This is a genomic window from Virgibacillus tibetensis, from assembly GCF_036026595.1.
Classification (GTDB): Bacteria; Bacillota; Bacilli; order Bacillales; family Amphibacillaceae; genus Virgibacillus_P; species Virgibacillus_P tibetensis.
The window spans coordinates 153,120-178,577 of record NZ_JARZFX010000006.1 but is presented as its reverse complement, the minus strand read 5'-3'; the positions used below and the strand labels follow the sequence as shown (position 1 = coordinate 178,577).

The 25,458-nt window shown below is 40.9% G+C and carries 27 protein-coding genes; 15 read left to right on the top strand and 12 right to left on the bottom strand.

Features of this window, described 5'->3' with window-relative positions; all coding sequences use genetic code 11:
* Positions 1 to 24 precede the first annotated feature (24 nt).
* Together QGM71_RS13510 and QGM71_RS13505 are read right to left on the bottom strand one after the other, a co-directional pair.
* Entirely contained in the window at positions 25 to 1,017 is a 993-nt protein-coding gene (locus QGM71_RS13510) for a LacI family DNA-binding transcriptional regulator (RefSeq protein WP_327608091.1), read from the bottom strand.
* 248 nt (positions 1,018 to 1,265) lie between these two features.
* A complete protein-coding gene (locus QGM71_RS13505) occupies positions 1,266 to 1,925 on the bottom strand; it encodes a response regulator transcription factor (RefSeq protein ID WP_327608090.1) in 660 nt (219 codons plus the stop codon).
* A 394-nt stretch (positions 1,926 to 2,319) separates the two neighbouring features.
* On the opposite strand from QGM71_RS13505, the gene QGM71_RS13500 reads away from it, so the two are divergent.
* The gene (locus QGM71_RS13500; protein WP_327608089.1) at positions 2,320 to 2,577 is read left to right on the top strand and encodes a hypothetical protein; all 258 of its coding nucleotides are present in this window, start codon (positions 2,320 to 2,322) and stop codon (positions 2,575 to 2,577) included.
* Between the two features lie 10 nt (positions 2,578 to 2,587).
* Here QGM71_RS13500 and QGM71_RS13495 read toward each other — a convergent pair whose 3' ends face one another.
* The gene (locus tag QGM71_RS13495; protein ID WP_327608088.1) at positions 2,588 to 5,707 is read right to left on the bottom strand and encodes a S8 family serine peptidase; all 3,120 of its coding nucleotides are present in this window, start codon (positions 5,705 to 5,707) and stop codon (positions 2,588 to 2,590) included.
* A gap of 732 nt (positions 5,708 to 6,439) precedes the next feature.
* On the bottom strand, positions 6,440 to 7,516 hold the full coding sequence (locus QGM71_RS13490; RefSeq protein WP_327608087.1) for a glycosyltransferase family 4 protein: 1,077 nt from the start codon (positions 7,514 to 7,516) through the stop codon (positions 6,440 to 6,442).
* Positions 7,517 to 7,718: 202 nt separating this feature from the next.
* Here QGM71_RS13490 and QGM71_RS13485 point away from each other — a divergent pair, with 202 nt between their 5' ends.
* Positions 7,719 to 8,123, top strand: a complete 405-nt coding sequence (locus tag QGM71_RS13485) for a hypothetical protein (protein ID WP_327608086.1) — start codon at positions 7,719 to 7,721, stop codon at positions 8,121 to 8,123.
* 47 nt (positions 8,124 to 8,170) lie between these two features.
* Here the strand turns inward: QGM71_RS13485 and QGM71_RS13480 are convergent, their stop codons facing one another.
* Genes QGM71_RS13480 through QGM71_RS13470 form a run of 3 tightly spaced genes read right to left on the bottom strand, consistent with a single transcriptional unit; the run spans position 8,171 to position 10,623 of the window.
* Positions 8,171 to 8,830 carry a TetR/AcrR family transcriptional regulator gene (locus QGM71_RS13480; protein WP_327608085.1) on the bottom strand — a complete coding sequence of 220 codons (660 nt, stop codon included), beginning with the start codon at positions 8,828 to 8,830 and terminating at the stop codon, positions 8,171 to 8,173.
* A 32-nt stretch (positions 8,831 to 8,862) separates the two neighbouring features.
* A complete protein-coding gene (locus QGM71_RS13475; RefSeq protein ID WP_327608084.1) occupies positions 8,863 to 9,885 on the bottom strand; it encodes an ABC transporter permease in 1,023 nt (340 codons plus the stop codon).
* Positions 9,886 to 9,900: 15 nt separating this feature from the next.
* Positions 9,901 to 10,623 (bottom strand): ABC transporter ATP-binding protein, encoded by a 723-nt coding sequence (locus QGM71_RS13470; protein WP_327608083.1) that lies wholly within the window; start codon positions 10,621 to 10,623, stop codon positions 9,901 to 9,903.
* Positions 10,624 to 10,882: 259 nt separating this feature from the next.
* Between QGM71_RS13470 and QGM71_RS13465 the strand changes: the two genes are divergently transcribed.
* Both QGM71_RS13465 and QGM71_RS13460 read left to right on the top strand, forming a co-directional pair.
* Positions 10,883 to 11,620, top strand: coding sequence for a threonine/serine exporter family protein (locus QGM71_RS13465; RefSeq protein WP_327608082.1), 738 nt, complete (start codon positions 10,883 to 10,885; stop codon positions 11,618 to 11,620).
* A gap of 21 nt (positions 11,621 to 11,641) precedes the next feature.
* Entirely contained in the window at positions 11,642 to 12,082 is a 441-nt protein-coding gene (locus tag QGM71_RS13460) for a threonine/serine exporter family protein (protein WP_327608081.1), read from the top strand.
* Positions 12,083 to 12,289: 207 nt separating this feature from the next.
* On the opposite strand, the gene QGM71_RS13455 is transcribed toward QGM71_RS13460, so the two are convergent.
* The 5 genes from QGM71_RS13455 to QGM71_RS13435 all read right to left on the bottom strand — a co-directional run bounded on the left by QGM71_RS13455 (position 12,290) and on the right by QGM71_RS13435 (position 18,961).
* Entirely contained in the window at positions 12,290 to 12,589 is a 300-nt protein-coding gene (locus tag QGM71_RS13455; protein WP_327608080.1) for a hypothetical protein, read from the bottom strand.
* An 846-nt stretch (positions 12,590 to 13,435) separates the two neighbouring features.
* A complete protein-coding gene (locus tag QGM71_RS13450; protein ID WP_327608079.1) occupies positions 13,436 to 16,507 on the bottom strand; it encodes an efflux RND transporter permease subunit in 3,072 nt (1,023 codons plus the stop codon).
* A 2-nt stretch (positions 16,508 to 16,509) separates the two neighbouring features.
* The gene (locus QGM71_RS13445; protein WP_327608078.1) at positions 16,510 to 17,364 is read right to left on the bottom strand and encodes an efflux RND transporter periplasmic adaptor subunit; all 855 of its coding nucleotides are present in this window, start codon (positions 17,362 to 17,364) and stop codon (positions 16,510 to 16,512) included.
* A gap of 27 nt (positions 17,365 to 17,391) precedes the next feature.
* Positions 17,392 to 18,270, bottom strand: a complete 879-nt coding sequence (locus QGM71_RS13440) for a TetR/AcrR family transcriptional regulator (RefSeq protein WP_327608077.1) — start codon at positions 18,268 to 18,270, stop codon at positions 17,392 to 17,394.
* Between the two features lie 202 nt (positions 18,271 to 18,472).
* Entirely contained in the window at positions 18,473 to 18,961 is a 489-nt protein-coding gene (locus QGM71_RS13435; RefSeq protein ID WP_327608076.1) for a competence protein ComK, read from the bottom strand.
* Positions 18,962 to 19,346: 385 nt separating this feature from the next.
* Between QGM71_RS13435 and gvpQ the strand changes: the two genes are divergently transcribed.
* The 11 genes from gvpQ (at position 19,347) to QGM71_RS13380 (ending at position 25,375) form a co-directional block, all read left to right on the top strand.
* Entirely contained in the window at positions 19,347 to 19,907 is a 561-nt protein-coding gene (gvpQ, locus tag QGM71_RS13430) for a gas vesicle protein GvpQ (RefSeq protein ID WP_327608075.1), read from the top strand.
* 65 nt (positions 19,908 to 19,972) lie between these two features.
* Entirely contained in the window at positions 19,973 to 20,251 is a 279-nt protein-coding gene (gvpA, locus tag QGM71_RS13425; protein WP_327608074.1) for a gas vesicle structural protein GvpA, read from the top strand.
* Between the two features lie 402 nt (positions 20,252 to 20,653).
* Positions 20,654 to 20,920, top strand: a complete 267-nt coding sequence (gene gvpO, locus QGM71_RS13420; protein ID WP_327608073.1) for a gas vesicle protein GvpO — start codon at positions 20,654 to 20,656, stop codon at positions 20,918 to 20,920.
* Positions 20,921 to 20,939: 19 nt separating this feature from the next.
* Complete coding sequence (gene gvpN / locus QGM71_RS13415) at positions 20,940 to 21,857, top strand: gas vesicle protein GvpN (RefSeq protein WP_327608072.1); 918 nt, start codon at positions 20,940 to 20,942, stop codon at positions 21,855 to 21,857.
* A gap of 5 nt (positions 21,858 to 21,862) precedes the next feature.
* Positions 21,863 to 22,630 carry a GvpL/GvpF family gas vesicle protein gene (locus tag QGM71_RS13410; protein ID WP_327608071.1) on the top strand — a complete coding sequence of 256 codons (768 nt, stop codon included), beginning with the start codon at positions 21,863 to 21,865 and terminating at the stop codon, positions 22,628 to 22,630.
* Positions 22,627 to 22,866: a gas vesicle protein GvpG gene (locus tag QGM71_RS13405; protein WP_327608070.1), complete on the top strand. Its 240-nt coding sequence runs from the start codon at positions 22,627 to 22,629 to the stop codon at positions 22,864 to 22,866. The genes QGM71_RS13410 and QGM71_RS13405 overlap by 4 nt, the downstream gene beginning before the upstream one ends.
* Before the next feature lie 28 nt (positions 22,867 to 22,894).
* Positions 22,895 to 23,692, top strand: coding sequence for a GvpL/GvpF family gas vesicle protein (locus QGM71_RS13400; RefSeq protein WP_327608069.1), 798 nt, complete (start codon positions 22,895 to 22,897; stop codon positions 23,690 to 23,692).
* A 14-nt stretch (positions 23,693 to 23,706) separates the two neighbouring features.
* Positions 23,707 to 23,970 (top strand): gas vesicle protein, encoded by a 264-nt coding sequence (locus QGM71_RS13395; RefSeq protein WP_327608068.1) that lies wholly within the window; start codon positions 23,707 to 23,709, stop codon positions 23,968 to 23,970.
* Positions 23,948 to 24,247 carry a gas vesicle protein K gene (locus QGM71_RS13390; RefSeq protein WP_327608067.1) on the top strand — a complete coding sequence of 100 codons (300 nt, stop codon included), beginning with the start codon at positions 23,948 to 23,950 and terminating at the stop codon, positions 24,245 to 24,247. The genes QGM71_RS13395 and QGM71_RS13390 overlap by 23 nt, the downstream gene beginning before the upstream one ends.
* Before the next feature lie 29 nt (positions 24,248 to 24,276).
* A complete protein-coding gene (locus QGM71_RS13385; protein WP_327608066.1) occupies positions 24,277 to 24,588 on the top strand; it encodes a gas vesicle protein in 312 nt (103 codons plus the stop codon).
* An 88-nt stretch (positions 24,589 to 24,676) separates the two neighbouring features.
* Positions 24,677 to 25,375, top strand: a complete 699-nt coding sequence (locus QGM71_RS13380; protein WP_327608065.1) for a YtxH domain-containing protein — start codon at positions 24,677 to 24,679, stop codon at positions 25,373 to 25,375.
* Positions 25,376 to 25,458 lie beyond the last annotated feature (83 nt).

The window sequence follows — 25,458 nt, the reverse complement described above, 5'->3', positions numbered from 1 at the left end:
AATGCACCTCATTCATTGCTGCCTCTATCTATTTACTTTTGGTGAAAACCTTTTAATCTCATACTCTTGCTTTAGTTTTTCTTCGGTTATTAATTTTAAAAGACTTTCCGCTGCAAATTTCCCCATTTCAAAAGTCGGTTGCTTGATTACAGAAATTGGTGATGCTAATAGGTCGAGAAAAATGGAATAATCGATTGTAATAACACTTATATCTTCAGGGATATTTAAGCGCTTACTTTTTATAAATTTCAATAATTCAATAAGTGAAATATCATTTACCGAAAAAAAGGCTCTCGGTAAGTTATTTTTAAGATATAAAGTATCCAAATGTTCTTTTATTTCCGACTTACTTCCTGTTACTATCCAATCCTCGTTTAATTTCAGGTTCTTTTGTGCTAAAGCATCTTTAAATCCTTCTAATCTTTCTATTCTGGGAGTTATCCCCTTTTTTAATGGTGGTAATACGATACCAATTTCAGAAATAGAGTTAGTGTACAATGTCTCTACCGCGATAGTTGATGCATAATAATTATCTAATAGAATTGTTGGATAAATATTTTCATCAATCTTTCTATCCACAAAAACTACAGGAAAGTTTAACTTTTTCAGATATTTGTAGTAATCGAAATTTCCAGAGGTAGGGAATATGATAAGTCCATCTACTTGTTTAGCAAGTAAAATATCAATATAATTTCTTTCTTTCTCAGAATCATCATCTGCATTACAAACAAAAATCTGAAAGTTATTTCTCTCACATTCATCTTCAATAGAACGGATTACTTCATTCGTAAATGCGTGTAAAATGTTAGCTACTATGACGCCGATCGTCCTTGTTTTCTTTTGTTTCAGACTTCTGGCAGTATCGTTTGGAACATATTGCAGTTCTTCTATTGCGTCCTTTATACGCAGTTTTGTAGATTCGGACATGTACGTAAACCGGTTATTTATGTATTGCGAAACCGTAGTTTTAGATATGCCAGCTAACCTTGCTACATCAGCCATCGTTGCTTTTTTCATAAATTCCCCCCTCGAAAGCATTTGAAGATTATTAGGTAAACCGGTTTAGTAAACCGATTAACTAGATTATATTTGAAACCCCTTACATAATCAACCCTTTCTATTAAAAAATTTTAAATAAATAATTTACGTATACTATTTATGTTTATATAACGAGTCTTATTGTGGTGGGGAGCTCTCCTGGGAGGGGGCTGGTGTGGCCCGTGTTGGTAGGGAGCTCTCCTGAGTTGGGGGGAGTTCATCACATTTTACTCCTCCATTATTTGTCTTATAAAACCTATAACTTGTTTTCTATTGTTTATGTTAATTTTTTTATAAACTCTGCTTACATAATCTCTGACAGTTTTTTCTGGTAATTGCAGTTCACCAGCAATTTCTTTGTTTTTATAATTGCTGTATATTAAATAAAGAACATCTGAATCTCTAGAGCTTATAGAAATTCCTTTTAATCGTAATTTCTGTTTCATCTTTTCCTTTTCATCTGTACTTCCATATTGTGCCTTGCTTATCATTTTTTCAGCAATTTCTTTCGATAACACAAATTGATTATCGTATACATTTCGAATTGAGTATACAAACCCCTCCGCACTGATGTTGTTTAATAAAAAGCCATTCACACCTTCATAAATATCAAAACTGCCAGCATTTCTATAACCATTGGGAAACATCAAAATAATTTTAATAGAAGCATAAATTTTTCTGAGGTCGTTTATTATTTCTGCAAAGTTATTAGTATAATCATTTACGTGTATCAGCATGATATCTGGTATAAATTCATCTACTTTGTTATGAATAGTATTGCTATTAGGTTCTATTTCCAGTATCTCAAAATCATCATTCTCATCAAGAATAATGCGCAATCCACGATTAATTAGTTGATCCTTATCTATAATAGCTATTTTCATCATAAAGTTATCTCCGCCATTTTTAACCAATGCAGTTTGGTTAAATTCATATAGTGTAGTGTATTATATACCCGTAGAATGAATTGAAATAAGTATTTGCGTGTTAACCAGTAGAGACAGAGTGATCGCCTGCGTAAATATGCAAACCTCACCTTATCAAACGTATCCTCTACAATTTCTTTAACAAACAGTTGTTGTCTAATACTACCTATTATTAATCTCTCCTTTTATTTATATACCTGTCTTTCCCGTAAATACTAATTTATCCCTAACGAAATTATCTGCTACGTTATAATATGGTTTACTAGTTAATCACCACTCAGGGGCAATGAGGGAGTTAGTACTATATATTAAGGCTTTATAGATGATGTTGCTGCTGTAACCCGAGTTGGCGTGTGTGGTCTCCTTTTTCGGCGATGCTCTCTCCCGTTTGGCGGGGGTTCTCTCCCGTTTGGCGGGGGCTCTCTCCCGTTTGGATGGTGCTGTCTCCCGTTTGGATGGTGCTGTCTCCCGTTTGGATGGTGCTGTCTCCCGAGTTGGTGCGACTCTCTTCCGAGTGGGCGGTGCTATGGACCCGTTTCGCTACACCAGCCTAATTCAATCCACGCAGAAAAGTAGCCGGCACTCCCAAGAGTCCCGGCTACTTTTATTTTAAATTCATTTTATTAATTTTTTACTTTACTTTTTCCTTTTCCTTTACCTTTTGATCCCATTACTACTTCTTCTCTTTCGTTACCAGCATAGTCTACTGCGACAACAGTTACTACTTGGCTTGGGTGTAGTTCAGTCAGCTCATGATTTGTCTCGCCGTTTACGTAAGGTTCTTCAAGAACTGATTCGCCATCGACGTATACATCCCATGCAGCAACACCGCTTCCACCGTTGTCATTGACAGCAACTGTCATTCCTCTGTTTCCGCGGTAAATGTTCGCTTCTACTTCTGGTGCAGTTGTATCTAGTATTACTGGAAGCTCAATTGACTGCCATGCAGCACCTTCAAAGTCGATCTTTGCTTCTGCCTGCAGGTAGTACAGGCCTTCAGGTGCAGGTTGGCCATTAATTGTACCATCCCATGCACGTGTTCCAGTCAATGAGTACATTGCAGCTCTTCCACTATCATAATAATTCTTTCTGAGATTACTTTCCTCAGTAATTGTTTCTACTTTCTTTCCATCTGCATCGAGAACGTTAAAGTTAGCTTCCTTCGCATTTCTCAGGAAGGAGAGGATCATTAACGCATCATCCTGTGTTCCGTCCCCGTTTGGAGAAAATGCAATTTTTTCAGGATCAATCGCTCCTGTTCCTAAATTTTCACCAAGGAATCCAAAGCTGCCTTCTCCAAGTGATGTTACAACACCTGTCATTCCATAATAGGACATTGGATCCCACATAGGATCATCAAAGATTGGTGAGCTGTCCCATGCACCCTTGAATCCTGCATATGGTACGGTTAAACTAGGATTGTTGTCAGATGGGTCGGTTAATGTTACAAAGCCTTCTAACCAGTATCCGTTTGTGAAATACTCTGAAAGGTCTGCATCCCAATCACTAACATCAATAGTTACATTGAATGTAGTTGAGCCATTTGCTGGCACTTCGATTGAACTGGTTGATTCACCATTAATAGTGGCGATGTCACCAAGATCCAATGCACCGAACAAATTAGGTGCAACCACTAGTATGCCTGCATTTACAGGTGTATCTGTTTGTGCATTTGCTTCAACATCGTAGGATATAGCTTCGTCTGTAAAGTTTTCAGCTGTTAATTCAAAAGTCACTTCATTTTCAGTGATTTCTTTTAATGCCACTTTTGCTTCATTTGTTTCTGATTCTGTTACAACAACTGGTGTTGATAATGCTGAATGTAGCTGCATTAGACCAGCACCCTGACGACGTGGTGAAACATATGAGCCATTAAATTCAACCTGTTTCGAAGTGTTCATCATTATATTTTTCGCTAAAGCAACGCGATCTGCATTTTCATAGCCAAATTCCTCATCCACACGCTCCATTACAAGTGCTGTTCCGCCTGATACATGCGGAGCTGCCATGGATGTACCACTCATTAGACCGTATTGATTATCATTTAATGTGGAAAGGATTTGTCCTCCTGGTGCAGTAATTTCCGGTTTGAAGTCAAGGTTTGGCGTTAAGCCCCAAGACGTGAAACCACTCATTAAACCAGCATCAGGATTAGCGATATTCGCTTTTCCACCTGAGAATTGGACGGTCACTTCTTGCCCATCAATTATAGCTGCAGCCAGCCTGTCCCCATCACTTTTTAGCATGAATAACTGCGGGATAACAATAGCAGGATCTGAAGCCATGTTAACAAGTCCATCTGTATTGTTGTAAATAATTATTCCTTCTGCTCCTGCTGCTTGTGCGTTAAGTGCTTTTGTTACAAAATCAAACTCTCCACGTTGTACAAGCGCATATTTTCCAAATACATCTTTTCCTTCAAAGTCACCTTCTGCACCAAGCCCTGCCTCTACTACTTCAAATGTAGATCCATCATCAGGAGCCGATGTACTCCCAGCTGATAGGAAGGCCGCTAGAGCCGTTTCTCCATCAATTGAATACTCAAGTGCATCTACTTCCATATACGTATTTTCAAAAGATGCTACCTGGAAGGAATCATACGATACACCCGGCGATCCACTTACACCATAATCCGGATTAGATGCGTACGGATAGAAGAAGCCATCTCCAAATAATGCGGAGTTACCTGCTGAAATGGACATCATAATACCATTGTCCACAGCACGTGTTACTGCCTGTTGTTCCGGTGATTCTGAATCTACGAAACCAGCAGTTGCGCCTAGACTCATGTTTAACACATCAGCGCCAAGTTTAATTGCATCGTCGATCGCTTTAATATAAATGTCCCCGTACGTATACTGTAATGCAGGGTCATTACCGAAAACTTTTAATGCAAGCAGTTGTGTTTCAGGCGCTATACCTGCAATGCCGCCATTATCTTCGTCTCCATTTGCACCTACTGTTCCAGCAACGTGCATACCATGGTAGTTTGCTCCGGAATGAATTTCGCGGATTTCGTCATTTTCATCCATGTAATTGTAACCATATGGAACTTTTTCTGAGTAATATTGTCCTGGTAAGTCTTCCTCTTGGATCGTTTCATTTACAAATCCTTCTGTTAGCGCTCCTGTTTCATTGTCAGTCAGGATCATGTCACGGTGTGCCGGGTCAATCCCTGTATCAATGATCCCAACAACCATACCTTCTCCTTTATAACCATAATCGCGCCAAGCCTGCTGCGCTTCAACCAATTCCTTACTGTATTTCATGTCAGGTTCAGCAATTGGACGGTCATATTTATTAACAAGATGTACTGTTTTAACATTAGGTATTGCCTTGATTGTTTCAATATCGCCTTGCTTTACTTCTGCACTGAATCCGTTAACAACGGCATTAAACTCCTGCAGATATTTAGCATTTACATTCTTGCCTTTCATCTCATCCTTGATGCCTTTTTGCTTGGCCTTAGCTGCTTTTTCTAGACTCTTTCTTTCAGCTTTATCAAGGTTTTTAAACAACTTGCCTTTTTTCGTTGCAATTTCAACTGGCGAATTATCTGCTACTTCAACGATGACTCGTACTTCTTTATTGGGATCTTCCGTTTCCTTCAAAATTTCATTGGTAGGATTTATTTTCTTTTGATTTTCTGGAAGAGATTTGGTTAAAGATAATGCACTTACGGATGAAAAGTTACTTAATGCAAGTAAAACTATTAATGCTATGACCGCTAATCTTTTAAACATGTAGTTCCCCCTCGTATTTAATTTATTACTGAACACCTTATGACTGCTTGTCCTCCCCTCCACTGAATGGACTAAGACTTAATATTCAGATAGTATTAATCATACAAAGTTTCGGAAAATTTTACCAGTGTAAATAGACCTAGTAAAATAGAATTACTGTTTCTGGTTTATATGATAAATTCACTTATATATCGAGGGTTTTATGTGAGACTATTGGCCTACGTGGTTAGTTAATAGACTATTTTCGTTTATTGAATTGAGGTTTATAGTAGCAAAGCATCGGGTGTGGGCGGTCGGTTAGGCATGATGGATGATCGGTTACGCGTGGTCGTTGATCGCTTAGACCGGGATGGCGAGCGCTTAGGCATGCTCGTCGATCGCTTAGGCAGGATGGCTGATCGCTTAGACCGGGGTGGAGAGCGGTTAGGCATGATCGTCGATCGATTAGACCGGGGTGGCGAGCGCTTTGGCGAATCGTCGATCGGTTACGCCGGGATGGCGAGCGCTTAGACAGGATCGTCGATCGATTAGACCGGGGTGGCGAGCGCTTAGACAGGATCGTCGATCGATTAGACCGGGGTGGCGAGCGCTTAGACAGGATCGTCGATCGATTAGACCGGGGTGGCGAGCGCTTAGACAGGATCGTCGATCGCTTAGACCGGGCGGACGATCGGTCCTGTACAATGTCGAGGCACAAAAAAGACCAGCTACAGTGTAGCGGGTCTTTCTGCTTTATTGGTCTCTTTTTTTCCTGCCAATCAGCCTGCCGAGCATATCGAGTACGGGGCGTTTTCCGCCCATTACCAATCCAATTATTTCTGCGAATATATGTAGCAGGATTAATACGAACAGGGTGATGATAAGGGCTGTTGTTATGCTTGCATTGGAAAACAGGATGGCCATGGTGCCGAATAAGGAGCTAAAGGCGTAAATAATCAGTACTGTTTTCCGGTGACTGTAGCCTAAGGCGAGCAGTTGGTAGTGAATATGCTTGTTGTCGGCCATCATGATACTTTCTTTATTATATGCTCTTCTGATGATGGCGAATAGTGTATCAAAAATTGGAACTGCCAGTACGATAATTGGTATAATGAAACTGAACAGGGCGATATTTTTAAACAAGCCAAGCATGGAAACGACTGCAATCATATAGCCAAGAAAGTTCGATCCTGTGTCACCCATGTAGATCCTGGCCGGGTAAAAGTTATGATAGAGGAATCCAAGGTTGGAGCCGATCAGAATTATGCACAGATAGGCGACCATCACTTGGGCATCAATAATTGCCATGATGAATATACTTGTTAGTGCGATTGTCGTAACACCGGCAGCAAGCCCGTCCAAGCCGTCGATCAGATTAATCGCATTCGTAATGCCGACAACCCATAAAACCGTTATTAGCACACTGACGAATCCAAGCTCAATCGTTCCAATGAATGGCAATGTCAATTTTTCAATAATGAGGCCGGATGATACAAGAAATGTTGCTGCAATAAACTGCCCGCTGAGTTTAATCACTGGCCTGATGCTGTAGCGGTCATCCAACGCACCTGTCAGTAGAATAACAAGGGCACCAAGTACAATTTCTGGAAGGTGGGGGTGGCTGGGCCATAAATACAGTCCACCTGAAAAAGCACCAAGGAAAATAGCTAAACCTCCCAGCCTTGGCGTTATTTTCGTATGTATTTTTCGATGGTTAGGAAGATCGACAGCCCCAACTTTTATCGCAAATTTTTTCACTGGATAGGTTAGCAGAAACGTTGAGCCCAATGCAATGATAAAAGCGATGAATAAATCCATATAGTTTAACATAATATTCTCCTAAGCTTCTGATAGTCTCGGGTGTAGGCGCAAAATGTTGATTGTCGAACATTAACTGAACTCGTATCGATTATATCGAAACGTGGCACGTATTAGCAAATTATATTTCAAGATCGGATTGAGTAATTTTAAAGTATATGATACTATTACTTGATGTTTTTTTACAATTATCAAAATAAAAGGAGGATGAGAAATGGGACCTTATATTTTTATTACTGCTGCTGTATTAGCTGTTATCCCCATTTTATTTCTTTATAAAATAAATATGGAAAAATTAAAGGAAGATCCAAAGCAGATCAACAAAGTGCAACGAAACTTCATGATTGGGGTCGCTGTAAGTGAAATTATACCGTTAATACTTCTTGTTTATGGATTTATGAATTTAACACCAGTCAGTGGCATCGAAGAATTATTTTTACCTGGCATTATATTGTTGTTCCTTGTGGGTTATTCTATTTTCTTTGTTTTACTACAGAAGAATTTCGATGTGAAGCCGGAGACAAAAGCAACAATCAGTTCTTTTGCTATGGTGAGCCTGCCAATTACAATGGCATTTCCAATTATTGCATTTGTATCTTTGTTCCTAATGCTTCCATAGTAACAGAATGAGAGCCTGCACATTATGCAAGCTCTCTTTTTATACTGTCATTTCCCAATTCCGTTCATTATATAATCAATCGTTTGTTTGATTTCCTGTTCGTCGTTCCATTCAGCATTTGGTTGGATAATGAATCTAGTTATTAAAAATCCAATGATGCTCGGTACAGCCATTCGAATCATTGTTTGATTGGGTATATCCTTCAGGTCACCCCTTTTTTTATAATGATTTAACACTTCACACATAGCAGGATGAACTTTCTCAGTAAAAGCTCTTTTGTATGCGGCTTGTATTTCCGGGTGAAACGATAATTCCTGCAGGACAATTTTAAGTAAAGGCACATTGGTTTTAACGAATTCAAAGCGATTTTCCACAAAAGCATATAAAAATTCCTCAAATGTCTGATAAGATTTGCTGAACGCTTGGTCAACAAATTGCTCAGCAAAGAACGGTGCAGAGATATTTGTTACTACTGGTGTGACAATCGCGACAAGCAGGTCTTTTTTTGTACGGTAATGGCGAAAAATTGTCCCCTCCGCTACTCCTGCCTGCTTGGCGATTTCACTTGTTGAAGTATTATAATATCCTTTTTCAGAAATGATTTTGATTGCAGCTTCAAGGATTTGCAGCTGCTTTTGTGTCATCGTATTATCCTGATTAAGGGTTTCTACCAATTGCTTAAACATCTCTTCATTTGAATCTGACATACATAGGCCTCCTGGAGCATTGCTTTACTATATTATAACTTTCGGTGACGCTTTAAAGCTACTATATTAAGAATGATAAATACAAGTGAAAAAGCAACCAGCAAACCAATGTCAGTTAAAATATCGGGTATTTGCTGTCCGCGAATCATAATTTCCTTTAATGAATTTGCACCATAATATAGCGGCATCAGTTTCCCTATTCCTTCCAACCACGGTATCGATTCAATATGAAAGATACCTGTAAAAAACACCTGTGGGACGATAATTACCGGGATGAACTGTATCATTTGAAACTCGTTTTTAGCATATGCCGACAGCAATGTTCCAAGGCTTAAGGCCGAGATTGCCAGCAAGATAGTAATGAAAAGCACCTGCCAAAAAGATCCTTCCATATAAATACCGAGTACATAGATCGAGAAAACAGCTATGATTACGGATTGGATTACGATGAAAATTCCAAAGCCGCTTAGATACCCTACTACGATTTCCCATCTCCTCAGTGGAGTTGCCAGCAGTCTTTCCAGGGTTCCTTGTGTCCTTTCACGTAGGAAGGTAACCCCGCCGATAATAAATGTGAAAAAGAATACAAAAAATCCAATAAGTACGGGTCCTACATTATCAAATAAGTTTAGATCCATAGAGCCATGAAGGAAATCCATATTAAAGTCAATCTCCGCAGGATTTAATTGTTTCGACATATTGCTTAGTACACGCTGAACAGCTGCTGTCGCTTGAGGATCGCTTCCCTCTAACATTACTTCAATGCTGTTATTGTTAGTATCAATCCCCACATATGCATCAATTGTTTGATCCTGCAAGGCTTTTTCAGCATTGTCTTTACTCATTTTTTTAGTGATAGCATGCTGTGTTTCAATATTGTCCGCTAGCTGTGGAGGTACATCTGTGATGGCAATCGTTGGCTCATAATCCTCAGTATCTAATACAAGCCATAATAATGTCATAACAAATAACGGTGCAAACATCATCAGTGCAACGCTGCGCTTATCCCGTAAAAATTGCTTGATAATCCGTTTAATAATGCCTCGAATTCGCATACTTAGTACCCCCAATTATTTTTTACTTTTTCCATAGTATAAAAATGCTTCTTCCAATGTCTCGGACTCACTTGATTCTTTTAACTCACCAGGACTTCCCTGTGCGATCACATATCCGTCACGCAACAAAGCTAGTCGGTCACATTTATCTGCTTCATCCATTACATGCGTGGTGATAATAATCGTTGTACCTTCTGCTTGAAGCTTTTTCAAATCATCCCAAATAGAAGCGCGAAGTACTGGATCAATTCCTACTGTCGGTTCATCTAAAATGAGAAGGGACGGACGGTGCAATAATGCTGCAGCCAACGACATACGGCGCTTCATGCCACCAGAATAATTGTCTACTATTTTATTAAGATTATCGGATAAATTAACAACAGCGGCTGCCTCTTGGATGCGCTGGTCACGTTCTTTTTTTCCTATACCGTATATACTTGCAAAAAAATCAAGATTTTCTTTTCCAGTTAGATCATTATATAATGCATCCGATTGAGCCATATAGCCGATTTGCTGCAGCTGCTTAAGCGATGGCATTGGAGTGTTGGCAATCTGGACAGTTCCTTCCGTGGGAATCAGCAGACCGATCAGGATTTTCACTAAAGTAGTTTTCCCCGATCCTGAAGGTCCAAGCAAACCGAAAAGCTGCCCCTCCGGTATGGTTAAGTTCAAATCTTTTATTACTGTTTCGTCTGCAAACTGATGTTGAATATTGTTAAGCATAATAAAACCGGACATTTCATCTCCCCCTATTAAAATGAATGGTTGTTTGATTATCAGTGCCGTGTATGACTGAGTGCTCTGTTTAATTTTTGAATCGAACAGTTAGCGAGTGATTACTCACTTTTATTGTACGTTGTTTTATTCACCTTGTAAAGACACTTTTCGTTTCTCGTTATTTTATCAGCAATGTCACTGTTTAAGATTTTAACCTTCCATTCACACGTAACACGCTCTATAATATGATATAGACTTAATCAAAAAGGCAGGTGCAGCTATGAAAGAGCAGGTTATGATCTCGAAAGTATGTATGCTTGCAGGGAAAATTATGCTGGAAAGCGGCGCAGAGACATATCGAGTTGAGGACACGATGAACCGGATTGCCGCAGCCTTTGGATTGGAGGATGCGCAAAGCTATGCGACGCCGACTGGCATTAATTTTTCCGTTGATAGTGGAGAGCCTACGCATTTCAAAAGAATTTCCAATCGAACAAATAACTTACATAAAATAACGGAAGTAAACAGCATTTCCCGTCAGATAACAGCCGGCGAGATTAACATAAATGAAGCAATCTCTTTGTTGAATGGCGTTGGGAAAATGAGTTTTGCCAACTGGCAGAAGATTGTTGCTGCTGCATTTGTCAGTGGATCATTCACCATTATGTTCGGTGGTACTTGGCATGATTTCATTCCATCGTTCGTTGCTGGTGGGGCTGGTTTTGCGGCAATGCTAGGTTTTGAACGGATAGTGGAAATCCGTTTACTTGCGGAGTTTTTCGCTTCCTTTATTATTGGACTTGCTGCAGTAATTTTCATAAGCAACGGGCATGGCGTTATGTTGGATAAAATAATTATCGGCGCAGTTATGCCACTCGTCCCGGGACTTCATATTACGAATGCAGTTAGGGACCTGATGGCTGGACACCTCGTAGCTGGGCTTTCCAAGGGAGTCGAGGCCATACTCACCGCCTTTGCTATTGGCACAGGCGTGGCAGTCATATTTGCTTTTGTATAGTTATACAGGGAGGGAAAAATCATGATGATCATTGCTCAACTTGGAACGAGCTTTATAGCAGCCGCCGGATTCGGCATTCTGTTCAATGCGCCCCGACAAGCTCTTATTCAATGTGGACTTGTCGGTATGTTCGGTTGGATTTTATATTATATACTTGTTCAGCAAGGCATGAATGTTGTGCCATCCACCCTATTTGGCGCGATGCTCGTCGCTATCCTAAGCCAAATTTGCGCGAAGCTGTATAAAACACCAATCATTGTTTTCAATGTGTCTGGCATTATCCCCCTCGTCCCAGGTGGCATTGCCTATGATGCGATGCGCCATTACGTGGAAAACGACTATTTCACGGCCGTGCAGTTGTCCGTGCAGGTTATGCTACTAGCTGGTAGTATTGCGATTGGATTGATGTTTTCGGAGGTAGTGAATCGGATTGTAAATAAATTGGTTATGCGGAAAAGTTAACATAGTAATTCAATACAAAAGACTTGTCTAATTAAGCTAGACAAGTCTTTTTTCAAATATAATTGCGTTAAAATGTGGTTAATTTAAGTAGCATCGTGAGTAGCAGCTTTATCGTTGGGAGTAGGTGCATTACTCATTAGGAAGACTGCAGAGAGCATATGCTTGATTCACACCAACAACAGGGCTCCCATACTGTACTTGGAATCTTTATGCTGATTCTCTGTCAGGCATTAAACCGGTAATGAATAAAACAATTGCTGTTAAAACATGCATTAAAAAACCTACGAATGGGATCCACCCAATTAGCGATGTTATTATCCCTAATATACTTCCGGCGCTTGCCCCTCTGTCCCTTTTTGTCAAAACCAATGTTACTAAATGCAGAAATAGCATGAAAAACAGTGGCGCCCATGCATTTCCAATTATATAAGCCCCACCCAAAATAGGAATACCCAACAGGGCTTCGAGCGATCCTGTAATAAATTTCATTATCCGTGATAGTGACATGTTATTCCCTCCAGTCTAACTTCCATATTTAACATTCCCTAATTAGCTTTAATTGAATCTTTGCTGATGGAATTTCTGTGGATTTTGTTGCGGTGTGGGGTTTGTGGTGGTTTGGTGTTTGGCATGACCGCTGTCCCGCCTTGATTCAGCGATCGATACACTTAATTCAGCGGTCAACTTGCTTATTCCCGCGTTCAGACCAGTTATTTCAGCGCTTGTTCAGCTTAATCCCGCGTTCAACCCGATTTATTCAGCGTTCGACTCTTTGGGCATGAAAACAGACCGTGCTGATCTGCATGCGATTCGACCGTTTTGGGATGACACACGCCCTGCCTCCATTCAGCGATCGATACACTTTTTCCAGCGATCAGATTGTTTATTCCCGCGTTCAGACCAGTTATTTCAGCGCTTGTTCAGCTTAATCCCGCGTTCAACCCGATTTATTCAGCGTTCGACTCTTTGGGCATGGAAACAGACCGTGCTGATCTGTATGCGATTCGACTGGTTTGGCTTGACACACGCCCAGCCTTCATTCAGCGAACTGTCCACTTTTTCCAGCGTTCAGATTGTTTATTCCCGCGTTCGGACCAGATGATTCAGCGCTTATTCAGCTTTATTCCCGCGTTCAACCTGGTTTATTCAGCGATCGACTCTTTGGGCATGAATACAGCCCGTGCTGATCTACATGCGATTCGACCGGTTTGGCTTGACCGCTGCCAAGCCTTCATTCAGCGATCAGCCATTTGGGCGTCAAAACAGCCCGAACCACTCACAACCGACCATGCTACCACACTACACAACAGTAGAAGCTCCCCGCGGACGGGGAGCTTTGGCTTTATTAATCAGCTATGCTTTCTTTTTCTTTCTGCGTCCTACTATTTTCTGTGTTAAATCGTCAAATAATGAGTAGACAACTGGGATGAGCAATAGTGTGAATATGCTGGAGACTCCCAGTCCGAATATGATTGTGACGGCCAGTGGCTGCTGGGTTTCAGCACCTTCTCCTAATGCCATTGCCAGTGGCACCATTGCTAGTATGGTTGTTAATGTTGTCATAAGAATTGGGCGAAGTCTGCTTGTTCCTGCTTCAAGTATTGCTTCGTATCTGTCTACCCCTTTTCGCCGGGTAATATTAATGTAGTCAACTAGTACAATAGAATTATTGACCACTATACCGGCGAGCATGATAATCCCAATGAATGCTGGGATGCTTAGTGGTATTCCCACTACGAACAGTCCGACCATTACACCAACGATAGTTGCTGGTAGGGAAAACATGATGATTAATGGGAACAGGAAGTTTTCAAATTGAATTGCCATTACGGCGTATACCAGGAAGATTGAGAATACTAAGGCCAGTGCCAGGTCGGCAAATGAATCTGCCATATCCTGTGCTTGCCCACCGATCTCATAGCTGTAGCCTTCTGGTAAATTGATGTCAGCCAATACATCCTCTACATCTGAAACGACACTACCTAAGTCACGTTCCACCACATCACTTGTTACATTCATTTGTGGCTGTTGGTTTTGTCGCAGCAATGTAACAGGTCCGCTCATTTCCTGGAAGTCAGTTACTTCTTCTAATGGAAGTAGGGTTCCTGTCGGTGTTTGTATTTTCATATCCTGCAAGTCGCTGATCGTACTGCGCTTGTTCTCAGGATACAAAAGGGTTACATCCATCTCATGACCCGCTTCACGAAATTGTGTAGCTACTTGGCTTGTGAATTGCATTTGGATTTGGCCCAGAATCTGTTCCTGAGTTAATCCGTACATGGCTGCCTGATCATCGTCAATGATAATATTCAGCTGTGGTACCCCTTCTGATGCTGCTGATTCCGGATTGTAAACACCGTTGACTGATGAAATCTCTGCAACTACCTGTTCAGCCAGGTCTGTTAAAACAGCATGCTCAGGGCCGTTTAATTGGATTTGGATCGGATCACCCATGCTCATACCTGAGTCCATGGAGCTAACGGTTATTTCAGCTCCTGGGACGTCGCTTAGATCTTTATCTATATTTTGAACGATTTCGGTTGTTGTTTTATCACGGTCACTGGCTGGGACGAGCTGCAGCGTATAAGTGGCCGAGTTACTGCCGCCCCCCATTCCTCCACCAAAGCCACCGCCGCCAATGCTAACGTAATTTGTTTCGATGTCTTTTTCATAACCCTGCAGCCGTTCATTTACTTGTTCAACAATGCCTTCGGTATGGATTAGCGAACTCCCTGCATCTGTTTCCACACGGATTTCCAATTGGCCCTGATCGGCGGATGGAATGAATTCTGCCCCTATGAACGGGGTTAGTGCCAAGCTTCCTGCGATCGCAAGGAATGTACCTGCGACGGTTGTCTTCCTGTGATTCAGAACCCATTTTAAGACACTGCGGTATTTTCCTTTAACCCAATCGAGAAAACGGTCAAACCAGTAACGGCGGCCGCTGTCCTCCATTGCTTTTGAAAGCAATTTAGACGAGAGCATCGGCACTAGTGTGATTGCGATTACTAGTGACGCAATTAATGCGAACGATACTGCTAACGCGAGCGGTGTAAATAGATCAGATGCAATTCCTTCTACATAAACAATTGGTAAAAATACAACCAATGTCGTTGTGGTGGAGGCAATTACTGCTGGTGCCAGTTCAGATGCCCCTTTAATTGCTGAATCGACCAGACCGTAACCGCGTTTCCTGTAAGAATAAATGTGTTCGAGAATAACGATCGAGCTGTCGACCATCATTCCAAGCCCCAACGCTAATCCACCCAATGTTAGGATGTTCAGCGTCTCTCCTGTGAAATACAAAAGTATAAAGGTAGAGATAATTGCGATCGGAATAGATAATCCAATAACGATGGTTGCCCGGAAACTTTTTAGGAACAGGAGTAAGACAAAGATCGATATGGCTCCACCTATTAAGATATTCTTGACAACAGAATCGATGGACATTTGAATAAATTGCGATGTATCAATAATGACATCCAAATTTACATCACTTGGTAAACCTGCATTCAATTCTGCGATTCCATGTGTAATATTTGTAGCGACATCCACTGTGTTGCTATCTGTTTTCTTCAGAATAGATAACACGACTGATGGGGTGCCATTTACTAATGTCACCGATGAGGAGTCCTTAAATGTATCTTGGACTTCTGCCACATCCTCTACATGGATGGTAGCTCCCGCTTCGGTTTGCAGAATCGTCCGTTCAATATCCCCGATGGATTCAAACTCTCCCTTCACACGAATCTGAAGGTCCTTATTTCCTTTTTCCACCGTTCCTACCGATGCAGACTGGTTCGAACTATTCAGTGCTTGAACGATGCTTTGTGTGTTTACTCCGTACTGCTGCAGTTTAGATTGATCCAATACTACCTGGATCTCACGGTCTTTTCCACCTTCAACAGACACAGATGCGACTCCACCCTGACGTTCAAAATAAGGTACAATCTGGTCGTCAGCAATTTGCGTTAATGCTGCTGAATCCTTCCCGGTTAATCCAACCCACATAACAGGCAGCTGATCCGGGTTAAAGCGCATAATATTCGGCTCTCCTGCACGGTCAGGCAGGAATCCTTTTGTCTGGTCAATCTTCTCCCTTACATCAAGCAGTGCCTGATCGAGATCAGTCCCATTGCTGAACATCATGATTACCATTGATGACCCGGACTGTGATTGGGATTGAATGGTTTCAATTCCCTCTACAGTGCTAACAGCTGACTCGATTGGTCTGCTGACTAAATTTTCTACTTCCTGTGGCGCTGCGTCCTGATATGATGTGGCAACTACTGCGATTGGCAGATCAATTTCCGGGAACAGGTCGATTACCAAACTTCGCATCGAAATGATACCAAGTGCAATAATGGCAGCCACGATCATAATGACGCCAACTGGTCTTTTTACGGATGTACTAATAAGTTTCAAAATTATTCCCCTCTCACCACGTTGACCTGGTCGCCATCAGAAAGTGTCAGCTGACCACTGACAACTACCTGATCGCCTGCTTGGATATCGCCTTCAGCTGCTGTCTCATCTGATTGTGTATCTTTGATTGTAATTGTTGTTTTAACAGCTTGTTCATCTTGAATAACGTAAACAAACGTTTCATCATTTTCCTCCACCACTGCTGCTGTTGGAATAATAATCGCTTCTGTTATTCGTTTCTCCGCAACATACATCGTTCCGACCATTCCAGGTAAAATAGTTCCTTCTTTATTTTCAACTGTCGCCTCAACCGGGTATAGTCCCGTATCATCCGGCATGGTGCTGATTGATGTAATCTCTGCATCATAATCTTCATCGGCAAGCACGATCGTTAACTTATCCTCTTTTTTAAAAAGAGAACGGACATCAGAGGTCACCGAAAAAGTAACCTTTACCGAATCCATGTTAGCGATAACAGCTAGGGGCTCTGAATCGGAGATCATATCCCCTTCAGCCGCTTCCAGGCTGGTGATTTCGCCATCTCTTGATGCGCGGATGTTTTGCTTTCCTGCAGGTGTAGCGATGGTAGCAATAAGATCATCTTCCTCCACCTTGTCGCCATTTTCTACTTCCAGCACATCAATTTCTCCAGGCATTTGTACCATTACTGGTGTCGTGCTCATCGGCGAAGTTCTACCGTAGACAGATTTCTCAATAACTAAGTCTCCAACAATGACCTTTACTGTTTCTACTGATGTTACCCGCTCCGTTTTTTCCTCATTAGTATCATCCTCATTGCATGCAGCAAGTAAACCAATCAAAAGAACAGCTGCCACGCTTAACACGATTTTTTTCATTCTAATTCTCCTCCTATATAAGGTCATTTAATGTATAAGTTCTATATTTAATAATTGAGCAATCCGCTTACACTCCGGCATCAGCTCCGGTGATCGGCCAAAGTGGGCAAGCAGCCCTTGAATAATAAGCGGCTGCAGCTCTTTTTTATTCAGCTCAGCTTCTATCGCTTCAACTACCTGAGACAGCTGTGTCTTTTTATTATCCTGTACCTGATCTGTTACCTTCTTTTTTAATGCCATTATCTGTTCAGCCACCAGCGTCATTATATCTTTTCCGGTGTCTGCTTCATATTCTTCTGGAATATTTATTATTGTAACGAGCGGAGCTTCGTCCTGTTTGAGCATGCCACGAACGATGTCGTCCATTCGCCGAATAATAAACGGTCCGACCATGTCCTTTTCGATATGTATATCATCAATTACAATCCATTTAAAGTAACCATTCATTAAGCCCTCCACTTGAATGATTGTATCGAACAGAAGGTAGTCTATCGAGTCTCCATAGATTGCTTTCACACTATCCTTCATCCAGTGAAAGTTCTCTACTTTCATTTTGTGGATAAGCCTATCGGTATTTTGCCCAATTGAAATATTTTCACGTAAATGCATTACAATGAAATCCTTATGCTTATAAATATAATGTATGAGTACCGTAATTTGCTTTGCAAGGGTTTCTTTTGGGGACAAATTGTCCTGCTTCACCTTTTCTATTCTTTCCGTTATCTCTGTATGGAAATAGTGAAAGGATGTTGCAATAAAATCCTCTTTTGATTGAAAATATAAATAAAATGTACCCTTCGAGATGCCAGCCTCTGTAGCAATTTCCTGAATAGAGGTACTGTGATAACCTTTTACAGCAAACAACTTCATGCCTGCTTCGATTAAATTCATTTTCTTATCGTTCATCATTACCACCTGTTTCTTATACGATTTACTGTTGATTTTGTTTCACTTCGTTATGACTAACCGGTCAGTCATAACATTGCAATAGTGTAAAATAAATACTTTTCAAGTGTACACGTTAGAGCAATTTCCTACAAGTAATTAGTTGTTACAATTTATTGAGCTGCCGATAACGACGGGTTGGTGGGAAACCAACCCTGTTTATTTACCGAGAATAGGGCGACCTGCCAAAAATGACCGGTCGGTTCAGGGCAACAATTACCTGACTTGCACGCTTGTACTGCATGTCTATTGCCCTCTGGGAGATATTTACGTATATTCCTGATCCATCCCTAAATGTAATGTACGTATTTTCCCCATCTTGTTCATAAGCTTCAATATGTTCATAAGCCAGCCATACACGGTCCTTATTCTTAGTAGAAGCTGTTGGCAACATGTAGAGACCCTGCTCCACACTTACTGGGATAGGTAGCTTGCTGCTTGCGTTAAGAATAGATTTTACCACGGTTCTTCTGCCTTCTATAGAAGAAACATCCAGCAGACAATTGTGATCAATGATCTGCTCTGCGGTATATATAGATTTTTTCTTCGTATTTTTTTCCAGAATTAATGATCGGTAGTACGTGGACTCCGTAGTCAATATGGCTTTCGTAAGGGGACTAATAATATACACAGAACTTGCTCTTTGTTCCATCTCTGTATTCCTCCAGTTAGTAATAAAACTATTTTACTATTCTATTACCCTTTGGGCACGCTTTGAAGCAAAATTTAAAATAATTGTAATTAGCTAACGTTAGAACAAAAGCGAAAGCGCCCGTATAGGGACGTACGGAGGTGAAGGAAGTCTCGCTAGTCCCTGGGCGCTTGCGCTGGACGTGGCTATTTAAGTGTAAGAATTAATTACAGCCAAAAATTTCTTATCTTATAAATATTGGACCCACACCCTTCCCTCTGCTACGTGCCTTACCATTTTCCGCGAAGAGAAAAATTTCCCTAGTGGTAAAAAATGTCTAGTTTTCATTTTAAAATAAAGGGTAACTAAACCGATAAGGGTCGTCCAACAGAAAAAGGAGGTTTCAATGCAAGCACCTGAGAAACTCAAAGAAAACCCTAGAACAACTGCCCTGGCTGGAGGTGTAGGACTAGTAGCCTCCACCTTATTCATCCCTAAAGTAAGAAAGAGCCTAAAAGAGAAGATGCCGATTGTCACCAGAATTTTAAAAAAAGCAGATGACCCTGCAGATTTAAAAGAGGAAGTAGAAGGCGAAATAAAGGAAGAACTGGCTTCAGAAATGCGTGAAAAGTTTAAGGAAAGCATCCAATCTAAAGTTAAAGATGCTTCCAGTAAACTGCAGGAAAAGAAAGAGGAAAATGCAGAAAAAGTTCATTCCAACGCAAAAAAAGCTGAAGAAAAGACACAGAATGCACTACTCAAGGTCCGTGAAAAGGTATCTGGTGCAAAAGAAGCCGGAGAATCATTTCAATCTAAAGTTAAAGAGAAGACAAGTTCAGATGACAGAATTCCTGGAGTGAATGATATAAAAGGAACGAATCAAATTAAAAGCTCTACAGGAATTAAAAGCTCTACGAACATTAAGGGGCCGCAGCATGTGAAACATCATTCGGATAGGAGTTCCTAGTACATTTTGAAAAGCAGCAAGGTGGCTTTTTAAATAAAAGTTCATTCAGAGAGGAGCATGTTACGATGGCAATTCAAAAATCAACAGATAGTTCAGGTTTAGCAGAGGTTATTGACCGCATCTTGGATAAAGGAATTGTAATTGATGCGTTCGCACGGGTTTCCGTTGTCGGGATTGAACTGATTACGATAGAGGCTCGTGTCGTTGTAGCGAGTGTGGATACATGGTTACGGTACGCGGAGGCTGTCGGCTTATTACGTGACGAAGTGGAGGAAGATGGTCTATCTGACCGCTTATCCGCTCGTGGAGACAGTATCGATTATGAAGAAGAAGAAGCCAGCTAAAAAAATAGTGGTACAGGGCCAGGAGACTGGCTCTGCACCCTTCCCTATACTTAGAGAGCAGGATCTGAATAAATCAGACTACTGTTCTGGAATTGAACAAAAGCACAAGCGCCCGGTTAGGGACGTACGGACTGGACTGATCCGTAGGAGATTCACTCCAGAGTATAAGATTCACTAAGACTTTCGCCATTTCTGGCGATAAGTCAAGTTCATCTAAAAGGAAACACGGCGACCGGAGGAAGCCGATGTTGACTTATTGTACGGAGGTGAAGGAAGTCTGGCTAGTCCCTGGGTGCTGGAGCTGGACGTGGCTGTTTAAGTGTAAGAATTAAATGTAGCCAAAAACTTATACTTCTTACCCTTAATAAATTTTATGCCTCCTAATGAAAGGATGTGAAAGCAATGATGGTAATGGATGAAGTCACTGCGTTTTTCAAGGAACATATTGCTCCACCACATAAGATTATTTCTGTAAAAAAACAGGAGGAAGATGGTAAGAACGGGTGGCGGGCTCTGGTGGAAGTTATTGAGGAAAAAGAATACATGAAGAAATATGCCAATGATCAGATGGTAGGCTTGTATGAAGTTTTCCTTGATGAGGACAATGATGTCACGGAATTTTCCCGGATAAGCCTGCGCTACCGCAGTGATCTGGAAGAACAAGTGTAGAGGAACAGGAGGACCCACGATGACCGAGACCAAAACAAAGAAAAAGAAGAAGAAACATTTATATGATCAGTCGACCTACTTTAAGGGACTGATTAGGCGGTCGTTACAATACCTGAAAACCGGTTATCCTATTCATTTCACAGGTCCATCCGGCATCGGAAAAACCACACTGGCCATTCACATTGCCAAACAGCACAAAAGACCAGTGATGCTGATTAACGGAAACAGGGACCTGTCCAATCAGGATTTACTTGGCGCATTTAATGGGTACAAAAGCAATAAAGTGAAAGACAATTATGTGCGAAGTGTTTACAAAATAGAAGAAAATGTGACCGAGTCATGGTCTGATGGCCGTTTGCTTGAAGCGGTTAAAAACGGCTATACACTCGTTTACGATGAATTCACCCGCTCCCCGCCAGAGGCAAACAACATCTTTCTGCCTATTTTAGAAGAAAAGATATTACCGCTTTATGGGATGAAGAAGAAAAACTCCTTTATTAAAGTACATCCTGATTTTTCGGTAATTTTCACAAGTAATCCCGTGGAATACGCTGGTGTCTATGACTTACAGGATGCCTTACTGGACCGCATGATTACATTACCACTTGAACACATGGATCAAGAGTCGGAAGCCATAGCTGTTGTTGATAAATCAGCTGTTACTAAGGCGGAAGCTGAGGAAATTGTAGCATTCATGGCCAGAGTACGGAATCTGTGTACAAAGAAGCAGGCATATAATGGGCCCGGACTTCGTGCCTCCATCATGATTGCCGACTTGGCGAAGCGGTATGAAATTCCTATTGACGGCACCAACGAGGCATTCGTTCAATTATGCTTTGATATTACTTGGTTTCCTCTCCAGGCCTGTACAGATAAATCGGATGATCGCATCGAAAAACAGTTACTGGCAGAATGTAAAAAAATTAAAGCGGGGTGATATAAATGGAAGGTGAAAATGGGATATACGTATTTTGCGGGATCCAGACAGAGGAATCAAGCCACTCATTTGGGAGTATAGAATTCGAGGGCGAGGAAAGAGAAACCTACACGATTCATTATAAAGATGCAGCGATGGTAGTTGCTGATGTTCCGGTTAAAATCTACCACCCCAATAAAGATAATCTGATGATGCATCAGCAAGTTATCTCATCTGTGATGAAAGAGTCAGATACAGTAATTCCAATCAGCTTTGGGAATGTTTTTCACACTACAGAAGATGTCACTGTATTGTTGAAAAGCTTATATCCTCAGTTAACAGCCCTGTTCCCAAAGATTAAGGACAAGATTGAAATTGGCTTGAAAGTAATTGGAAAGAAAGAATGGCTGGAAAAGAACGTCAGCCAAAATGATAAGGTGATGAAGAAAAAGCAGGTTGTACAATCCAAGTCAGAAGCAGCCGGCTATTTTGACCGTATTCAGCTTGGTGAAATGGCCAAAGATTTTTTCCAGGCGATACAAAATGATATTCAAGAAGAAATTCATGATGAGCTCGCACCAATTGCTGAAGTGACTCAGACAAATGAGCCGATTGGTGAGAAAATGCTGCTAAACGCTGCTTATTTAGTTGATCGTGATAAAGAAGAGATCTTTGATGAAAAGGTAAATGAACTACATGAGAAATGGAAGGATAGAGTTAAATTTAACTACACAGGACCATGGCCAGCCTATAATTTTATTAATATAAAATTGAAGGTGGAGGAAAGCTCATGATCCAAAAAATATTCACTTCCCCAGTAAACCTGGTAGTAAAAATTGGCGAGAAGGTACAAGAAGAAGTAGAGAAGGAATATTATGATATTGAGCATATCCAAAAGAAACTTATTCATCTGCAAATGATGTACGACCTTGATGAAATCGAGGAAGAAACGTATAAACAATCGGAAAAAGATCTACTTATGAGGTATGAACTCGCCAAAAAACGGGAAATGGAACAGTGGAATGAATAAACAAAGGCGCAAAAGTGAGGAAATTACAATGGATAAGCTAATTTATTTGTATGGAATTATACCTGCAAATGCGGATAACGCCATCCCCCCCATGAAAGGAATAGATGAACACAACCCAATTTTCACCATCCCCTTTGGTGAAATAGAGGCCGTTGTTTGTAATTTAGATGAAGCTGAATATAGAGAAAAAGAACTCGAAGCCAAAACGAATAATATGGAATGGGTGCATGAAAAGGCCTTTCATCACCATGAAGCACTTATGACATTATACGAAATTTTCACCATTATCCCAATGAAGTTCTGCACAATTTATTCTGGAAAAGATAGTTTGCAGAACACCATTGTTGAACATAAACCGAAGATGATCGAGCTGCTCGATGTAATTGCAGGCAAAGAAGAATGGATTATGAAAATTTATTGTGACAACAGTAAGCTTAAGGAAAACGTTGCAGAAGATAATCCGACGATCGCTTCAAAACGAGAAGAGATTGAGCTGCTCTCCCCTGGCCGGCAATACTTGGAGAAGCGAAAGCTCGATCAACTGATTGAACAGGAAACAGATAAAGAAAAAGATTCATTTTCAAGCCGGTTGCATGATCAGTTCGCGCAGTTCAGTACAGACAGTGAAGTTAAGAAGAACTGGAATAAAGATGTGACGGGCAGAGAAGAAGACATGTGCTGGAACAGTGTATATATGCTGGAACAATCTACGGTAGAGGATTTCTTAGCTAACGTCCAAAAGGCGCAGGATAAATGGAAATCATCTGGCTGGTTTATCGAAGTAACTGGACCCTGGCCGTCCTACCACTTTTCAAAAATCAGCTAGAAATGGAGGGTGCTATGTCACAGCGGAAAGAGTTTGAAAATAAAGATGTAGCTTTGATCGATATCTTGGATGTGGTTCTGGATAAGGGTGTCGCGATCAAGGGAGATCTTATTCTCTCCATTGCAGGTATCGACTTAGTTTATCTTGATTTACGTGTTCTTATATCTTCTGTTGAAACACTGATCGAATCCAATCAGGAGACAGCCGAACAATTGTCGTCCAAACGATTTGATTACGAAAAGGAGGAGTTAGACCGTGTCATTAACGAATCTGGATAAGCGTCCTGAAAAAAGTGGGCGTATACAGCTTGATCCTGAGAGCGCAGAACAAGGACTTGCACAGCTCGTCCTGACAGTTATCGAGTTATTGCGTGAGTTGGTTGAACGTCAGGCATTACGCAGAGTGGATGGTGGAACGCTGACAGAACAAGAGATTGAGAACCTCGGGGTCGCGCTCATGAATCTTGATGTAAAAATGGATGAACTGAAAGAAGTTTTTGACTTGGATGATGAGGATTTAAATATCGATCTTGGTCCATTGGGAAATCTGCTTTAGAAGTTTTTTCAAAAAGGAGGGTATAGTTAATGGCCATAGAACAGTCTACCCGATCGAATAGTTTAGTTGATGTCCTTGAAACAGTGTTAGATAAAGGAGTCGTTATTGCTGGTGATATTCGAGTTGGAATTGCCGATGTTGAATTACTGTCGATTAAGATCAGGCTTATCGTTGCATCCGTAGATAAAGCAAAAGAAATTGGGATGGATTGGTGGGAAACAGATCCCTATCTTAACTCTCAATCGGCTTTACAAGAACAGGACAAGCTGAAAGATGAGAATGAACAGCTCCAAAAACGGTTGGAAAAGCTAGAAGCACAATTAGGTGAAAGCAGCCGGTAAAAGTAAGCAGGAACGTATTTCGTTTTTTAAATTGCTTAACCATGTAACAAAAAAGAATAATTAATCAAAAAAACAGGAGGAATTAAAAATGGCAAAGAACAAAGCTAAAAACACCAAAAAGGTAACAAGGAAAGATCTAGTAAAGGGTACTATTATCGGGAGTGTAGTGGGGGCTGCAACATCACTGTTACTGGCACCGAAATCCGGGAAAGAATTACGTGGCGATATAACAGACCAGGCTGTTACAGCTAAAGAAAAAGCCCTCGATAAAACCAAAGAGTATGGTGATTCCACGAAAGTTAAAATAAATGAATTAAAAACAGAGGCAACTAATAAAACAAAGCAATTAACAAGCAAAATTCAACTAAAAAACAAAGAAGCAGACGTTGATGGGGATGATAGTGAGCATGGTTCTCAAATGCAATCGAATGATATGGAAAAGGCACAGGGTAATGAAGACGGTAAGAAGACAGGTTCTACTAGTAAAGAGGAATTAGCAGCTTCACAAGAGGATAAACAAGATAACGATAAAAAAGACGACGAAAGAAAAGGTGATGAGAAGAAAGAGGTTAAAGAGGAAAAGAAGACACAAGAAAAAAAGAGTAATTCAAAAATAGCGCCAAAAACAGATAATAAAAAAAGCAGCACAAAAAGCAAATCAACACCTGCAGCTAAGAAAGATGATAGTACAACAAGCAGCAAATCATCCAATAGTGAAAAGAGCACAAAATCAAAAAGCACTGGGAAAACGGCCACTAAAAAAGATGCTGCCAGCTCTGAGAAATAAGTAGAAAGAATCAATATCTGAGAACCAACACTTAAAGACATCGACCGCTGGGGCTGTACGTAGCTCAATCTGTAGCTTACCTT

What these genes read in the sequence shown, in the direction of transcription:
- QGM71_RS13510 (WP_327608091.1), bottom strand. Translation starts at nt 1,017, where the DNA reads ATGAAAAAAGCAACGATGGCTGATGTAGCAAGGTTAGCTGGCATATCT.
- QGM71_RS13505 (WP_327608090.1), bottom strand. Translation starts at nt 1,925, where the DNA reads ATGATGAAAATAGCTATTATAGATAAGGATCAACTAATTAATCGTGGA.
- QGM71_RS13495 (WP_327608088.1), bottom strand. Translation starts at nt 5,707, where the DNA reads ATGTTTAAAAGATTAGCGGTCATAGCATTAATAGTTTTACTTGCATTA.
- QGM71_RS13490 (WP_327608087.1), bottom strand. Translation starts at nt 7,516, where the DNA reads ATGTTAAACTATATGGATTTATTCATCGCTTTTATCATTGCATTGGGC.
- QGM71_RS13485 (WP_327608086.1), top strand. Translation starts at nt 7,719, where the DNA reads ATGGGACCTTATATTTTTATTACTGCTGCTGTATTAGCTGTTATCCCC.
- QGM71_RS13480 (WP_327608085.1), bottom strand. Translation starts at nt 8,830, where the DNA reads ATGTCAGATTCAAATGAAGAGATGTTTAAGCAATTGGTAGAAACCCTT.
- QGM71_RS13475 (WP_327608084.1), bottom strand. Translation starts at nt 9,885, where the DNA reads ATGCGAATTCGAGGCATTATTAAACGGATTATCAAGCAATTTTTACGG.
- QGM71_RS13470 (WP_327608083.1), bottom strand. Translation starts at nt 10,623, where the DNA reads ATGTCCGGTTTTATTATGCTTAACAATATTCAACATCAGTTTGCAGAC.
- QGM71_RS13465 (WP_327608082.1), top strand. Translation starts at nt 10,883, where the DNA reads ATGAAAGAGCAGGTTATGATCTCGAAAGTATGTATGCTTGCAGGGAAA.
- QGM71_RS13460 (WP_327608081.1), top strand. Translation starts at nt 11,642, where the DNA reads ATGATGATCATTGCTCAACTTGGAACGAGCTTTATAGCAGCCGCCGGA.
- QGM71_RS13455 (WP_327608080.1), bottom strand. Translation starts at nt 12,589, where the DNA reads ATGTCACTATCACGGATAATGAAATTTATTACAGGATCGCTCGAAGCC.
- QGM71_RS13445 (WP_327608078.1), bottom strand. Translation starts at nt 17,364, where the DNA reads ATGAAAAAAATCGTGTTAAGCGTGGCAGCTGTTCTTTTGATTGGTTTA.
- QGM71_RS13440 (WP_327608077.1), bottom strand. Translation starts at nt 18,270, where the DNA reads ATGAACGATAAGAAAATGAATTTAATCGAAGCAGGCATGAAGTTGTTT.
- QGM71_RS13435 (WP_327608076.1), bottom strand. Translation starts at nt 18,961, where the DNA reads ATGGAACAAAGAGCAAGTTCTGTGTATATTATTAGTCCCCTTACGAAA.
- gvpQ (WP_327608075.1), top strand. Translation starts at nt 19,347, where the DNA reads ATGCAAGCACCTGAGAAACTCAAAGAAAACCCTAGAACAACTGCCCTG.
- gvpA (WP_327608074.1), top strand. Translation starts at nt 19,973, where the DNA reads ATGGCAATTCAAAAATCAACAGATAGTTCAGGTTTAGCAGAGGTTATT.
- gvpO (WP_327608073.1), top strand. Translation starts at nt 20,654, where the DNA reads ATGATGGTAATGGATGAAGTCACTGCGTTTTTCAAGGAACATATTGCT.
- gvpN (WP_327608072.1), top strand. Translation starts at nt 20,940, where the DNA reads ATGACCGAGACCAAAACAAAGAAAAAGAAGAAGAAACATTTATATGAT.
- QGM71_RS13410 (WP_327608071.1), top strand. Translation starts at nt 21,863, where the DNA reads ATGGAAGGTGAAAATGGGATATACGTATTTTGCGGGATCCAGACAGAG.
- QGM71_RS13405 (WP_327608070.1), top strand. Translation starts at nt 22,627, where the DNA reads ATGATCCAAAAAATATTCACTTCCCCAGTAAACCTGGTAGTAAAAATT.
- QGM71_RS13400 (WP_327608069.1), top strand. Translation starts at nt 22,895, where the DNA reads ATGGATAAGCTAATTTATTTGTATGGAATTATACCTGCAAATGCGGAT.
- QGM71_RS13395 (WP_327608068.1), top strand. Translation starts at nt 23,707, where the DNA reads ATGTCACAGCGGAAAGAGTTTGAAAATAAAGATGTAGCTTTGATCGAT.
- QGM71_RS13385 (WP_327608066.1), top strand. Translation starts at nt 24,277, where the DNA reads ATGGCCATAGAACAGTCTACCCGATCGAATAGTTTAGTTGATGTCCTT.
- QGM71_RS13380 (WP_327608065.1), top strand. Translation starts at nt 24,677, where the DNA reads ATGGCAAAGAACAAAGCTAAAAACACCAAAAAGGTAACAAGGAAAGAT.